Source organism: Methylorubrum sp. B1-46 (assembly GCF_021117295.1).
In the GTDB taxonomy this organism is placed as follows: domain Bacteria; phylum Pseudomonadota; class Alphaproteobacteria; order Rhizobiales; family Beijerinckiaceae; genus Methylobacterium.
The window spans coordinates 1,286,633-1,300,564 of the sequence record NZ_CP088247.1; the positions used below are offsets into that span (position 1 = coordinate 1,286,633).

The following is a 13,932-nucleotide window of genomic DNA, read 5'->3' on the forward strand; positions in this document are numbered from 1 at the left end:
CCTTCAGGCGATCCGCGCCTGGATCAGGCGGGTGCGCACCGTGCCCTCGATGGCGTCGAGCTCGGCGAGGATGCCGGCCCGGTCGGCGGGGGCGGCGTCGGCCTCCACCACCACGTAGCCCAACTCGCCCTCGGTCTGAAGGTACTGCGATGCGATGTTGACGTCGCGCCGGGCGAAGGCCTGGTTGATGTGGCCGAGCACGCCGGGGACGTTCCGGTGCACGTGCAGGAAGCGCACGCCGCCGAGCCGCGGCGGGATCTGCACCTGCGGGAAGTTGACGGCACCCAGCGTCGAGCCGGTCTCGACGTAGTCGACGAGCTTGCGCGCGACCTCCGAGCCGATGCGGTCCTGCGCCTCCTCCGTCGAGCCGCCGATATGCGGCGTGAGGATCACGTTCGGGATGCCCTGCAGCGGCGAGACGAAGCGCTCGTCGTTGGAGCGCGGCTCGACGGGGAACACGTCGACCGCCGCACCCCGCAGGCGGCCTTGCCTGAGGGCGTCGGCGAGCGCGTCGAGATCGACCACGGTGCCGCGGCTGTTGTTGATGAGGTAGGCGCCGGGCTTCATCTTCCCGATGCGCTCGGCGCTCATCAGGCCGTGGGTGAGCGGCGTCTCCGGCACGTGCAAGCTCACCACGTCGCTGACCGCGAGCAGGTCGTCGAGGCTGTCGGCGGGCTCGGTATTGCCGTGGCGCAGTCGGTCGGTGAGATCGAAGAAGATCACCCGCATGCCCATCGCCTCGGCGAGGTTCGAGAGCTGCGCGCCGATATTGCCGTAGCCGACGATGCCGAGGGTCTTGCCGCGGACCTCGTAGGAATGCTCCGCCGATTTGTCCCAGCCGCCGGAATGGGCCGCCTCGGAACGGGAGGGGATGCGCCGAAGCAGCATCACGATCTCGCCGATCGTCAGTTCGGCGACGCTGCGGGTGTTCGAGAAGGGCGCGTTGAAGACCGGGATACCGCGGGCGCGGGCCGCGTCGAGATCGACCTGATTGGTGCCGACGCTGAAGCAGCCGACCGCGACGAGGGCCGGGGCGGCGTCGAGCAGGCCCGCCGTCACCTGCGTGCGCGAACGAATGCCGAGGACGTGAGTGCCCGCCAGCGCCTCGGCATCCGCCGAGCCCACGGCCCGCGGCAGGCGCTGCACGTCGCGGATGCCGGCCCGTGCGAGCACCTCCAGCGCCGACGGCGCGATGTTCTCGGCCAGGATGATGTTGACCTGATCCTGGAGCGTGAAGCTGTCTCTGGCCGGCATGGGGTCACCTGCGCCTGTCATCGGGGAGCGCCCGCCATACAGGAATGTTGCGATGCGGCAATCGGGGGCGTCTCGTCTTCGGCGACGATCGGCGCGATTCGTGACGCGGTCCGCCCGGCCTCCTTGTCCGATCCGTCGGCGGCGCGGTCCGGGCTTTCGCCGACACCGCGGGCTGTGGCTAATAACGGCGGCGGAGCGGCCTGCACGGGGGTGAGACGGCTGCCCGAACCGAAGGGGGCTCCATGGCGATCGTCGGCATCGATCTCGGCACCACGAACTCGGCGGTCGCCGTCTGGACGCCGGAAGGGCCGCGGCTCATTCCCAACGCGCTCGGCGAACCGCTGACGCCCTCCGTGGTCGGCCTCGACGCGGACGGGACGGTGCTGGTCGGCCGTGCGGCGCGGGAGCGGCTCGCCACCGAGCCGGAACGCACCGTCGCCTCGTTCAAGCGCTGGATGGGCTCGGGTCACGTCACCCGGCTCGGCCGCGGCCAGAGCTTCCGCCCGGAGGAACTGTCGGCCCTGGTGCTGAAGAGCCTCAAAGCCGACGCCCAGGCGCATCTCGGCACGGAGGTGACCGAGGCGGTGATCTCGGTGCCGGCCTATTTCAACGACATCCAGCGCAAGGCCACCCTCGACGCCGCCCGCCTCGCCGGCCTGCCGGTGGAGCGGCTCGTCAACGAGCCGACTGCGGCGGCCCTCGCCTACGGAGTGGAGAGCAAGCAGGAGGGCACCGTTCTCGTGTTCGATCTCGGCGGCGGCACCTTCGACGTCTCGCTGCTCGAACTCTACGAGGGCGTGATGGAGGTGCGCGCCACCGCCGGCGACGTGGCGCTCGGCGGCGACGACTTCTCCGAGATTCTCGCGGCGGCGATCGCCGAGGATCAGCGGGTGGCCCTCGACGGCCTGTCGCCCGGTGACCGCGCCCGCCTGCTGCGGGTCGCCGAGGCGGTCAAGCGCGGGCTCACTGCCGCGCCGGTGGCGGCCTACGAGATCCGGCTCGGCGAGGAAGTGCGGCGAGGCGAACTCGACCGCGCCCGGCTGGAGACCGCTGCCGCTCCGCTCCTGCACCGCCTGCGCGCGCCGTTGGAGCGGGCGCTGTCGGATTCCGGCAAGCGGCTGGCCGACCTCGACGGGGTGATCCTCGTCGGCGGCGCGACCCGGATGCCGGTGGTCCGCAGTCTCGTCGCCCGGCTGTTCGGGCGGCTGCCCCTGGTCCATGTCGATCCCGACACGGCGGTGGCGCAGGGGGCGGCGGTGCAGGCCGGGCTCAAGGCGCGCCACGCCGCCCTGGAGGAGGTGGTGATGACCGATGTCTGCCCCTTCACCCTGGGCATCGCCATCACCGAGAACGCCCGCACCGCCGGGGCGACGCAGGTGATGCTGCCGATCATCGAGCGCAACGCCGCCGTGCCGGTGAGCCGGGCCCACCGCATCACCACGATCCACGACGGACAGGACCACATCGCGGTGGAGGTGTTCCAGGGCGAGAGCCTGCGCCCGGACGACAACATTCCGCTGGGTCAGGTCCCGGTGACGCTGCCGAAGGCGCCGGCCGGCACCGAGACCGCCGAGGTGCGCTTCACCTACGACATCAACGGCGCCCTGGAGGTCGAGGTCGCGGTGGCGTCCACCGGCCTGCGCCGCCGTCAGGTCTTCCGCAACGGCGCCAATCTCGACGAGGCGGAGATCGAGGCGCGCTTCGCCGCGCTCGCCGCGATCAAGCTCGCGCCGCGGGAGCAAGCGGAGAACCGGGCGCTGCTGGCCCGCGCCGACGCGCTCTATGCGGAGCTGCGCGGCGACCTGCGCCAGCACGTCGCCGGCCGCGTCGCCCGCTTCGAGCGGGAGATCGCCGAGGCCTCCGGCAGCGAGCCCGAGGCGCTGCGCGCGGCCTTCGCCGCCGATCTCGACGCCCTCGAAGACCACCGCTTCCGGTTCTGAGACCCATCGATGATGACACATGGTCGATGGCCCGCGCGACAGCGCGGCGGCAGGCGTCCGACGGACGCATGGAGCCCGACCATCGGTCGGGTTCCATGCCACTTGGTATGGGACCAGCCATGACCGACAGCGCCTGGCGCCTGCTCGGGCTCGAACCGACGCGGGACGCGTCGGCGATCCGGCGCGCCTACGCCCGCCGCCTCAAACTCACCCGGCCCGACGAGGATGCCGAGGGCTTCCAGGCCCTTCTCGCCGCCCGCGAGCGCGCCCTGGCGGAGGCGCGGCGGCCCCTGCCCGAAGCGTGGCAGGAGGTTGAGGACGATCCCTGCGACGCGGGGGAAGGGCCCGCGGACGAAACGCCCGGCGATCCGGCCAGGGCGGCGCAGAAGCCGAAGCCGGCGAACGAGCCGGACGGCGGCACGGAGGTGACGGCAGAGCTCGCGGCGGAGGCCGGATCGAAGGCGCCGCCCGGTGACGTCCTCCCGCCGGCCGTGCCCCTCGTGCGCGATCTCGACGGTCCGCCGGCACCCATGCTCGAGGTGCCGGCACTCCTCGTGCGCGACCTCGACCCTCCGTCGGCGCCCCCGGACCCCGTGCCGGGGGCGCCGACGCCCCTGGTGATCGACATCGCGCCGCTCGAAGCCGGACCGACCGAATGGGGAGAGGCGCGCGCGCTCGAGGCGGATCTGCCGCCCTTCCTCCGCGACGGCGCCGACAGCCTGACCGCCTGGCTGACGCGGGCGCGGCGGCTGCCCGCCGGACCCCGCGCCCTGGCGGAGGCGGCGCTGCTGCGGGCGCTGTTCGGGCTCTGGCGCGGTCCGGACGGGCGGATCACGGGCAAGCGTGTCGAGGCCACCCGCCCGGCGATCCTGCGGGCCGCGCCGGTCTTCGGCTGGCCGCGGGAGGATGCGGTTCTCGCCGCCCGCTTCGATCCGCACGATGCGGTGCTCGCCACGCAGATCCTGCGCGACGCGATTCCCCCTGAGCCCGGCGATCCGGCCGTCGTGGCGGTGCCGGTCTTCCCCCGCGGACGCCTGCCGCTCCAGGCGGGCGACGCCCGCGCCTTCCTCGAATCCGCCCCGCACGCCCTCACAGCCTACGAAGCGATGCGGCGGCAGGCCCCGCCGCCCCGGCGCCTGTCCGTCTACGCGCTGCTGGCACCGCACGTCTGGGCGGTGGCGCATCGCCGCTGGGGCGTGGCGCTCGCGGCACTTGCGGGGCTGTGGCTCTCCTTCCTGCTGTCGGAGGCCGCGACCAGGGAGAGTGGGGGCAGAGCGATCGCCCTCGGCGTTCTTGCGCTCTTTCTCTGGGCCGGGACCGCCGCCGCGACGGCGTTCGGGGCGGATCGCATCCAGATCGCGGCGGCCGCCCGGGCCGCCCGCCGCGCCGGACGCAAGGGCGTGTATGCCCCGTTCGAGCGTACGACACATCTTCGCAAGGCCGGAGCCCGCCTGAGCGGCTGGGGCTGGCTCGCCCTGGTATGGGGCGGATCCATCGCCTTTGTCGGTCCTTATTTCGGACTGGCCACCATGATCACCACCGCGCTCAGGGGGTAGGACGGCTCCGACCGCGTCCGCCGGCTTTCGCCTCCTCTCGGTTCGGTGGACGGCTTGACTTGGCCGCGGCACCGGCGACCCTGGCCGCACCGCCGGAAGCCGGCCCCGCTCGAACCAGAAGAGGCCCGCCGACATGCCGAGGACGACCGCGATCCGATGCGCCGCCGTGAGCGCGCTGCTCCTCCTCGGCGGTCCTGTCCGGGCGGAGACGCCGTCAGGGGAGGCCGCACCGCTTCTGACGCCGCGGCCGGTCTTCGTGCCCGGCCTCTACGAGACCGAGAGCCGCAACAGCCAGTTCCAGGACCAGGGGGCGAAGGGCGAGGCCTGCCTCGCCTCGGCCGATTACGAGTCGTTCCGCAGCGAGACGATGGCGCAGTACCAGTCGAACCCGCGCTTCCTCGACGCCTGCCGCCTGAGCGAAACCCGCGACCTGCCCGACGGCTTCGTCTTCGCCATGGCCTGCAAGGAATCGAAGCTCGTCCTGACCTACCACTTCTCCAAGGACAGCGTGACGAGCACCATCCAGACCCTCATCACCCGGCGCCCCGAATTCTCCTCCGAGATCCTGACGCTGATGCGCCGGCGCGGCGATTGCCCTGGCCGGGAGAAGCCGGGCCGCAACACCTGATCCGAGCGGCGAGGGAGAGGACGCGGCATGGCCGGCACGCCCTACGGCATCGCGGATGCGGAGCGCGACCTTCGCGCCGATCTCGGGCGCGCCCCGGCGGGGGCGGTCGCGGGGGCTTGGAGCGCCACAACCCTGCAGGCGGGGCACGCGCAGATCTCGGGCGGCTACACCGATGCCCGCGGCCGTCACCTCGATCCCGAGCCTCGCCGCGCCTTCGACGCCGTCCGCGCGGCGGTCGAGCGCCTCGCCGCCGCTGGCGGGGCGGCCTTCAATCGGGTCGAGGTCCGCTGGACGCGGGCAGGCTTCCCGCTGTCGCTCCTCGGGCAGCCGGGCCGCATCCACGTCGAGACGGTGTTCGACCCGGCCATCGTCCCGCGCGGACCCGAAGACCCGGCCTACGAGGCCGCCGCGGCGGCCCGCCGCCGGTTCTGGGAGGGGCGCGGCCGTGTCCTCTCCGGCTTCGCCGCGCAGGACCTCGACGCCAACATCCACGGTCAGACGAAGTGGTTCTGCCCCCATCGCCGGGTCCTGCTGCTGCATCCGACCGATGGATCAAGGGACGGCGTGGTGCTCGCCACCGACGGCCTGTCCACGCCCTGGGCCGGCATCCCCGACCCGGAGAACGGCGTCGCCTGCGAGGTCGCTCTGCGGCTGCCGGAGGGGGAGGCGGCGCAGACCGAGCGGGTGCGGCTCTGGGCCAACATCATGGTGAGCCTCGGCGACCGCGTCGCGGACGGCTACCGCGTGGCGAGGGATGTGGAGACGCACGGCGCGATCCTGTTCTCCCGCCTCCCGGCCGCCTGTGCGCCGTTCGAGTTCGTGATCCTCGCCGCGGCGGCGGACGGCGCGGCGATCCCCGATCTGCCGTTCGGTTCCGTTCCGCTCTTCGAAGCCGTCCCGGTGACCGCGGCCGAGATGGCCGGCGGCGATCCGGATGAAGCCTGGGAGGCGAGCACAGCCCGCGCGGCCCTCGCCCGACGGGACCGATCGGCGCCGCTCTGAAATCGGCCGGGTGCCGCCTCGCTCAATCCTCGCGCCAGACCCGCTCGATCGCGGCCAGAACGGCGTCGAAGCCACCCTCCACGCCCTGGCCGGAGAGCCAGTAACCCGCGCCGTACATCCGGTTGAGGCGCGCGCTCACGCGGGCGCGGCGGGTCCAGGAGAGGGCCGCGTCGTGGTCCGGGTGTACGGCGATGCGCAGGAAGCGGTGGCGGCCGACCGCGACCGTGTCGAGACCGGTGATCGCCGACCAGGGAATCCAGTCGCTCGACAGCCTGCGGTCGAACAGGCCGTGACGCGAGACCGACACGACCGGACCGCGCCGCAGCACCTCGCGGACGAAGAGCGGGAGGGTCAGGCCGAAGAAGCCGGTGCCGACGATCAGGATGAACTGTTCGACGCTGCCGGGTGCAACGATCGGTCCGTCCTTCGGCTCGAAGACGAGCAGGGCGAGGCAGAGGGCGGTGAAGCCGAGGGCCAGGAGCAGGAGGCCGATGAGCCGCCAGCGGGAGCCGTGCAGGTCGATGCGCGCCTCGGTCGGGTTGGTGCTGTCGGGCAAGGGCATCAGACCGGATGTCCCGGAACCTTGGCGAAGAAGGCGCCCACGGCGGCAAGGGTACCGAGCAGCAGCATCAGCACGGAGAGCACACCCCAGCCGGACCAGACGATCATCGACACTCTCCTCGATCAGGGGCCCGCGCCTTGCAGGCCGTTTCCCGCACCGGTAGCGTCCCGGCCCCGATGCGGGGGGCGGCGCAGACGCGGTTTGGCCGGCGAACGGAGGGGGCAGGGCTGCGCATGGGCCATTTTCGCATGATCTACGAGGGCACGGCGTATGCGCCGGACATCGAATCGTACAGCCTTTCGTTGAATGCGGCGGACGGGCGCTGGCGCGGGCAGGAGCCCGGCGACACGGTCGGCCTCACCCTGAGCGTGCAGGGGCGGCCCTTCACCTACGACGTGCCGGAGGACGAGGACGAACATCTCGTCATCGGCCCGAACGTCGATACGCAGTGGCTCGAGGTGCCGACGCAGCTGTTCGCGGGTCGGGACTTGAGCAGCCTCGGCGGCCTCGATCTCGCTTACGAGGGGCCGCGGGCGGTCAACCCGCTCACCGGCGAGACCTGGCGCGAGCCGCCGGGCCTGCTCGGCACCTACGGCGACGAAGCCTTCGGTCCCTGCCGGATCACGGCGGCGCATCGCGGCGGCGACCGCTTCGCCCTGCATCTCACCGGCGAGACCGAGCCCGGCACCGGCTTCGACGTCGCCGTCGAGGCGCCGTTGACGGTCGCTCTGACGAGCTACACCGGACAGGCCGGCGAGGATCGCCTGCGCCGCTGGTTCGACGCGTTCCTGCGCTGGGACGACTTCTCCTGGGAGCGCATTGTCCATCCCGGCGAGCCGCCGCAGCACAGCCTGACCGGCACTCTGCGCCGCTGATGCGGCCCGCGCGCCGTCGCTTGCCGAGCCCTTCCGCCAGCGCACTCGCCCCGGCGGCTCCCAGCGCCTAGAACGCTCCGCGAGTGCCCGCTCACGGGTGCGCGAGAGACGGACGGAATGGACATGCAGGCTCCCCCCGGACACGCGACGGCGCGTCTGGTGCCGCCGGTGCCGGCGCCGCCGGAGCGGGAATTGCCGACGCTGCGCTTCATCGCGGCGATGCGGGTCAACGGCATCCTCTGCTGGCCGGCCTCCGCCTACGAGGCCCCCCTGCGCCACCGCCGGCTGTTCGGGCGCAACCGCTTCACTGTCAGCGACCCGGAACTGGTGCGGCACGTGCTGGTGGACAACGCCGCCAACTACGCCCGCACCCCGATGACCATCCGCATCCTGCGGCCGCTGCTCGGCGACGGCCTGCTCATCAGCGAGGGGACGGCATGGCGCCACCAGCGGCGCACGCTCGCCCCCGCCTTCACCCCGCGGGCGGTGGAGACGCTGGTGCCGCACATCCTCTCGGCGAGCGATGAGGCGGTGCTCGCCCTCGAAGACTCGGCGGCGCGGGGGCCGGTCGATCTGTTCGCCGCGCTCCAGCGGCTCGCCCTGGAGATCGCCGGGCGCACCATGTTCTCCGTCGGCATGGCGGATCACGGCGACCGGCTGCGCGGCTTCCTCGAAGCCTACGCCGCGCGGCTCGGGCGCCCGCACCTGAGCGACCTGCTCGTGCCCCTGCGCTTCGCCACGCCGCTCGACCGGGCCCGCGCCCGCTACCGCCGCGACTGGGTCGCCTTCCTTGATCGGGTGATCGCCGATCGCGACGAGGGCCAGGGCGGACGGCCTCAGGATGAGGCGCGCGACCTGCTCGACCTCCTGCGCGCCGCCCGCGATCCGGAGACCGGCCGGGGCTTCTCGCACGAGGAACTGCGCGATCAGGTCGCCACCATGATCCTGGCCGGGCACGAGACCACGGCGGTGACCCTGCTCTGGGCCTGCACTCTGCTCGCGCTGGCACCGGAGGCGCAAGCCGCCGTGGCCGCCGAATCCGCCTGCGCCGACAAGCCGTTCACCCGCGCGGTGATCGAGGAGACGATGCGGCTCTACCCGCCCGCTTTCGTGCTGGCCCGCCGTGCGCTTCGTCCGGACGTCCTCGGCGGTGAGGCGGTCCGGCCCGGCGACAGCGTGACGATCTCGCCCTGGCTGCTGCACCGGCACCGCACGTTATGGCGCGATCCCGATGCCTTCGATCCCGCCCGCTTCCTGCCCGGCGCTCCGCCGGTGCCGCGCTTCGCCTACCTGCCCTTCGGGGCGGGGCCGCGGGTCTGCATCGGCGCGGCCTTCGCGCTCACCGAGGCGACCCTCGCGCTGAGCCGGATCGTCGGCCATTTTCGGATCGAGCGGGCCGATGCCCGCCCGGTGCTCCCGGCCGCCGTGGTGACGACCCAGCCCGACCACGCCCCCGCCTTCCGGCTGACGCGGCGGGCCTGATGCCAAGCTGCACGGACCAGGACCGAAGGTCCTGCGCCGTGCGTCCGGCGGACGACCCTCGCCTCGCATTCGCGGGGTCATCGACGATGCGTCACGATCATCGTCGATGGGTGTGAGCCCTCGGAAATCCACCGAGGCGGAGAGCAGCACCGTCCGCGGCGTCCCTTGCGCGAGGATGCCGCGCCCCGTCGTCGCCCAGTAATTGTTGCCCGTCACGTTGACGACGTTCGCCCGCAGCGTCAGCGGCCGGTCCCGGAACAGGGTGGCGTAGCGTAGGCCGAGATCGAGCGTCGCCCAGTCGGGGATCTTCTGGCTGTTGGCCAGATCATAGTACTGCGTCGCGGTGTAGATCACCCGTCCCGTCAGGCTCAGGCCCGGCAGGAGGCTCGGCGGCAGGTCATATTCGCCGTAGAGGTTGAGCTGCACCTCCGGCACGCCGACCGCGACCCGGCCGACATTGCGCGGATCCTGCGAGCGCACCTGCACGCCGTCGAGCAGGCTGACGCCGCCCAGCACCCGCACGCCCGGCACCGGCTCGCCGAACACGGTGAGTTCGACGCCGCTGTTGCGCTGGCGCCCATCGACCGAGAACAGCTGAGTGGCTGTGTCGAGGAAGCCGAAGGGCTGCTCGATCTCGAAGGCGGCAAAGCCGAGGCCGAGCGTGCCGAAATCGTATTTGGCGCCGACTTCCGTCTGTCGCGATACCGCCGCCGGGAAGGCGGCATTGGCGTTGAGCGCGTTCACCGGCGGGGCCGGCGAGGTCAGGCCCTCGACGTAGTTGGCGTAGAGCGAGAGCCGCTCCCACGGCTTCACCACGACGCCGATGCCGGGCGAGAAGGCGCCGCTCTCGCTGGCCCCCGTGCGCAGGCCCGTGACGGGATTGTAGGAATTCACGTCGAGGCTCTGCCAGCGCCCGCCGATCGTGAGCAGGATCCGCTCGTCGAAGAGCGACATCGTGTCGGCGATGGCGAGGCTGCGGTTGATCCGGCTCGACGTGCGCGGCGTCGCGTTCGACAGGCCGAAGGTCGAGCGCGGGGCGACAATCACCGGGTCGTAGAGGTTCGACACGATGGGCGCGCCGACATTCTGCGCCGTGGGCTGGGCGAGATCCTGCCAGAAGCCGACCGCGGCGAGGCCGAAGCTGTGGCGGATCGGCCCGGTCTCGACGGTGCCGCGCAGGCCCGCCTCGGCCGTCCGGTTGACGATATGGAACGGTAGGTAGCTGATCGGGTCGCGGTAATCGCCCCGGGCGTTGAAGATCGTCAGCACGCCGCCGAAATATTCCTGCCGGAAATTCGATCGGCCATAGGCGCCGTAGAGGGTCAGGTCCGGCGTCAGGTCGTACTCGACGCGGGTCGCGAGGTGCTGGTTGGCGCTGTCGCGGTACTCCCAGGGCTGGTGCTGGTTGAGGGTGAGTTCGGGCGCGCGGGGGATGCGCACGCCGGCCGCCACGTTGCGGTTGCGCAGCGGCGAGCGGAAGTCGAGTTCCTGGTAGCCGAGGTCCAGCGCCGCCCGCAGCCGCTCGCCGCGATAGTCGAGGGCGAGCGCGGCGGTGCCGAAATGAAGGCTCTGGTTGTCGATCGGCGTGGCGCCGTTGTTGAACGCGCCGTTGAAGCGGATGCCCCACTCCTTGGCGTCCCCGAACCGGCGGCTGACATCGACCGCCTTGTAGACCTGTGCGTCGGAGGCGTAGCCGAGGGTGACCCGGTTGAGCGGCTCTTCCAGCGCCCGCTTCGGGATCAGGTTGATGACGCCGCCGATATTGCCGAAGGGCGGGACACCCGAGAGCAGGGTCGAGGGGCCGCGCAGCACCTCGACGCGCTCGATCGGCTCGATCGCCGGATTGAACGCATCGGCGACGCCGAACAGGCCGTTGAAGGCGATGTCCTGCGCGAAGACCGGGAAGCCGCGGATGAAGAAGCCGAGGATGCCGGAAAACGCCGGCACGTTGGTGCGGATCGAGGGGTCGTTGTTGACGACGTCCTGGATATTACGCGCCTGCTGGTCGCGGATCAGCTTCTCTGTGTAGCTCGTCGCGTTGAAGGGCTGGTCGAAGGTGTTGCGGTTGCCGAGCAGGCCGAGGCGCGAGCCGCCGCCGACCTGCCCGCCGGCGTAAGGCGGGGGCGGCTGGCCGATCGTCCCGGTCGGCGGTGGAAGGCCCGCCGCGCGGGCGCCGCTGCCCGCCCGCCCCTCGACCGCCAGTTCCTCCAGCGTGACGGAGGAGGCCGGCTCGTTGCCGAGCTGGACATAGCGCGGGTTGACGAGGGTGATCGTCGAGGAGCCGGCGGCGCGGTAGGTCAGGCCGGTGCCCGCGAGCAGTTCGGCGAGCGCGTCGAGGGGCCGGAACGCGCCCTCGACGCCTCGGGTGGTCAGTCCCTCGGTCAGGGCGGTCCGGTAGGCGAGCCTCAACCCGGCCTGTCCGGCCAGGGCGGTCAGGGCCGGTTCGAGCGGCCCCGCCGGAACCGCGACCGGGATCCGCGCCGCGCCCGTATCGCCCGAGCCGGACGGCGCGTCGCCGCTGACTGGGACGAGACGGATTCTGTCCGACGTGAGCGGAACGGTATCCTGAGCGCCCGCGGCGGCCATCATGGCGATCAGCGATGCGCCCGCCACAGCGAGATCCCGCGCGCGCCGCGCACCCCCGCGTCGATCTCCCAGCACCATATCCCCGCGCGTCCCTGTCCTCGGCCGGGAGCGCCTCTGCCCGCTCCTGCTTCGATAGACAGGCGAGCCGCCGAACTCCTGACCTTCGGAACCGAACTTTTTCGAAGGCCGAGCGCCACGAGGCCGTCGGAGAGGGGCGTGTCCGTGTGGGGGGCTGCGGATGCCGTCGCCCGAGGGTCTGATCCCGATCAGCTTGACCGCACAAAAGGCTGCTGAGGGTGGGAAGCCGGCTTCGATGACGCGCCTGTAAGCGGGCGGACCGTCTTCGACCCAAGCCGGTTGCTCGACCTGGTGTCGCGCGCGCCCGAGAGCGGACATAAGCGGCGCCAAGCTTTGTCCTCAGCAGGCATCCTTTGCTATCGATTGGAGTTCGCGTACCGCGCTCTCGATCTGTGCCTCAGCCAGCGAGGAGTAGCCGAACACGAGCATGTCATCCCGTGCTCCGGGATCGAAGTCGTAAGCGGCCCCGCTGGACAGGGCGTAGACGCCGATGCCTCGCTCGCGTGCCGTGCTCTGGATCTTCCTGGCCGGCGGAAAGCCCTCCGGCAGGCGCCAGACGAGATGCAGGCCGCTCTCCGCACCCAGGATGATGGGCTCCTCGAACGTCTCCCGCAGCGCTCGGACGAGGCCGTCGCGTCGCGACTTGTAGACCTGCCTCAGCCGTCGGAGGTGACGGTCGAAGTGACCCTCGTCGATGAAGGTGGCCAGCGCAGCCTGCTCAAGCCATGCCTGACCGTTGCTCATCCGGGCCTTCAGCATCCGCGCCTCGTCCCAGAACAGGCGCGGGACCGTGGCGTAGCCGATGCGCAGGCCCGCCCCCACTGACTTGGAGAAAGTGCCGACGTAGAAGACGCGTCGTCCCCCATCGAGGCCGGCCAGGGCGGTCAGCGGCGGGCCATCGTACCGGAAGTCGCTGTCGTAATCGTCTTCGACGATGTAGCTGTCGGTCTCCTCGGCCCAGCGCAGAAGTTCCAGCCGCCGGGTCACCGGCATGAGCGCGCCGGTTGGGAACTGGTGCGAGGGCGTGACGTACAGCAGGCTGCCCCGGTCCTTGGGCAGACGATCCGTGCGCAGGCCGTCGCCGTCGACCGGGACCGGATGGACGGCCATGCCGGCGCTCCTGAAGATCAGGGAAGCCCCGAGGTAGCAGGGGTTCTCGATGCAGAGCTGACGTGTGTGGAACCTCAGCAGATTGAACACCAGGTTGAGGGCATCCTGTCCGCCCGTGGTCACGATGATCTGGTCCTCCGTCACCGCGACGGCGCGGGCACGTCTCAGGTGCGTGGCGATGGCCGCGCGGAGTTCAGGGAGGCCTGCCGGGTCGCAATAGTCGGTCAGGTAGGCGGTCTCGTGTGACAGGAGACGGTTCACGATCCGCCGCCAGATACGGAGCGGGAAACCGGCCGGGTCCGAGCGTCCGACCCAAAAGTCGCGCTCGGGCCGGTCGCTGCCACCCCCGGGCGAGCCGGCGAAGCAGAGCACGGGCTCGCCGCCTTCGTCCGGGGCCGGTCCGTTGGTCAGGACTTGGTCGCCGCGCTGAATCAACAGGAGGCTGTCCGGCGGGATGGGCTCCACGAACAGGCCAGCCGTACCGCGCGCCTTGACGTAGCCCTCGGCCGCGAGCCGCTCGTAGGCCGTGATCACGGTGTTGCGAGAGATGCCCAGGCGCTCGGCCAGCAGGCGGCTCGGCGGCAGCGCCATGCCAGCCTTCAGCTTCCCTTCCAGGATGATCTCCCGGACTTGGTCGAACACCTGAACCTGCAGGGGCTTGGCGGAAGTGGCGTCCAGCGTGAGCGTCAGTTCCACCCGTCACTCCCGCCGACGGCGACCCGTTTGGGACGAACGGCCAGTGCCAGCGTCCGCCGGCTCAGGCCCGCACGCTCGAGGCGATAAAACAGTTGGTACCATGGGTCACGCCCGATTTGGCCCTTTTGCCTGACCAAAATTTGGAATTGTTTGCGTTTTAGTG

At 71.4% G+C, this 13,932-nt stretch carries 9 protein-coding genes and 1 pseudogene; 6 read left to right on the plus strand and 4 right to left on the minus strand.

All coding sequences use genetic code 11. The features are described 5' to 3' along the window. Nucleotides 1-3 precede the first annotated feature (3 nt). Nucleotides 4-1,254, minus strand: coding sequence for a phosphoglycerate dehydrogenase (gene serA / locus LPC10_RS06180; RefSeq protein ID WP_231345914.1), 1,251 nt, complete (start codon nucleotides 1,252-1,254; stop codon nucleotides 4-6). Nucleotides 1,255-1,496: 242 nt separating this feature from the next. On the opposite strand from serA, the gene LPC10_RS06185 reads away from it, so the two are divergent. The 4 genes from LPC10_RS06185 (at nucleotide 1,497) to LPC10_RS06200 (ending at nucleotide 6,380) form a co-directional block, all read left to right on the plus strand. After that, the gene (locus tag LPC10_RS06185) at nucleotides 1,497-3,194 is read left to right on the plus strand and encodes a molecular chaperone HscC (protein WP_231345915.1); all 1,698 of its coding nucleotides are present in this window, start codon (nucleotides 1,497-1,499) and stop codon (nucleotides 3,192-3,194) included. Nucleotides 3,195-3,313: 119 nt separating this feature from the next. Next, a complete protein-coding gene (locus tag LPC10_RS06190) occupies nucleotides 3,314-4,750 on the plus strand; it encodes a hypothetical protein (protein ID WP_231345916.1) in 1,437 nt (478 codons plus the stop codon). Nucleotides 4,751-4,916: 166 nt separating this feature from the next. Continuing rightward, a complete protein-coding gene (locus LPC10_RS06195; protein WP_231345917.1) occupies nucleotides 4,917-5,378 on the plus strand; it encodes a hypothetical protein in 462 nt (153 codons plus the stop codon). Nucleotides 5,379-5,405: 27 nt separating this feature from the next. Beyond that, nucleotides 5,406-6,380 (plus strand): hypothetical protein, encoded by a 975-nt coding sequence (locus LPC10_RS06200; RefSeq protein WP_231345918.1) that lies wholly within the window; start codon nucleotides 5,406-5,408, stop codon nucleotides 6,378-6,380. Nucleotides 6,381-6,402: 22 nt separating this feature from the next. Here the strand turns inward: LPC10_RS06200 and LPC10_RS06205 are convergent, their stop codons facing one another. After that, complete coding sequence (locus LPC10_RS06205) at nucleotides 6,403-6,942, minus strand: STM3941 family protein (RefSeq protein ID WP_231345919.1); 540 nt, start codon at nucleotides 6,940-6,942, stop codon at nucleotides 6,403-6,405. A 233-nt stretch (nucleotides 6,943-7,175) separates the two neighbouring features. Here LPC10_RS06205 and LPC10_RS06210 point away from each other — a divergent pair, with 233 nt between their 5' ends. After that, on the plus strand, nucleotides 7,176-7,817 hold the full coding sequence (locus LPC10_RS06210) for a hypothetical protein (protein WP_231345920.1): 642 nt from the start codon (nucleotides 7,176-7,178) through the stop codon (nucleotides 7,815-7,817). Nucleotides 7,818-7,934: 117 nt separating this feature from the next. Further along, nucleotides 7,935-9,299 carry a cytochrome P450 gene (locus LPC10_RS06215; RefSeq protein ID WP_231345921.1) on the plus strand — a complete coding sequence of 455 codons (1,365 nt, stop codon included), beginning with the start codon at nucleotides 7,935-7,937 and terminating at the stop codon, nucleotides 9,297-9,299. A 123-nt stretch (nucleotides 9,300-9,422) separates the two neighbouring features. Here LPC10_RS06215 and LPC10_RS06220 read toward each other — a convergent pair. Beyond that, nucleotides 9,423-11,888 (minus strand): annotated as a pseudogene (locus LPC10_RS06220) (TonB-dependent siderophore receptor); the annotation flags it as partial. A gap of 414 nt (nucleotides 11,889-12,302) precedes the next feature. Beyond that, complete coding sequence (locus LPC10_RS06225; protein ID WP_231345922.1) at nucleotides 12,303-13,769, minus strand: PLP-dependent aminotransferase family protein; 1,467 nt, start codon at nucleotides 13,767-13,769, stop codon at nucleotides 12,303-12,305. Nucleotides 13,770-13,932: the final 163 nt, after the last annotated feature.

Bases quoted from the DNA above. Each gene is read 5' to 3' on its own strand.
- serA (WP_231345914.1), bottom strand. From the start codon at position 1,254: ATGCCGGCCAGAGACAGCTTCACGCTCCAGGATCAGGTCAACATCATC.
- LPC10_RS06185 (WP_231345915.1), top strand. From the start codon at position 1,497: ATGGCGATCGTCGGCATCGATCTCGGCACCACGAACTCGGCGGTCGCC.
- LPC10_RS06190 (WP_231345916.1), top strand. From the start codon at position 3,314: ATGACCGACAGCGCCTGGCGCCTGCTCGGGCTCGAACCGACGCGGGAC.
- LPC10_RS06200 (WP_231345918.1), top strand. From the start codon at position 5,406: ATGGCCGGCACGCCCTACGGCATCGCGGATGCGGAGCGCGACCTTCGC.
- LPC10_RS06205 (WP_231345919.1), bottom strand. From the start codon at position 6,942: ATGCCCTTGCCCGACAGCACCAACCCGACCGAGGCGCGCATCGACCTG.
- LPC10_RS06210 (WP_231345920.1), top strand. From the start codon at position 7,176: ATGGGCCATTTTCGCATGATCTACGAGGGCACGGCGTATGCGCCGGAC.
- LPC10_RS06215 (WP_231345921.1), top strand. From the start codon at position 7,935: ATGGACATGCAGGCTCCCCCCGGACACGCGACGGCGCGTCTGGTGCCG.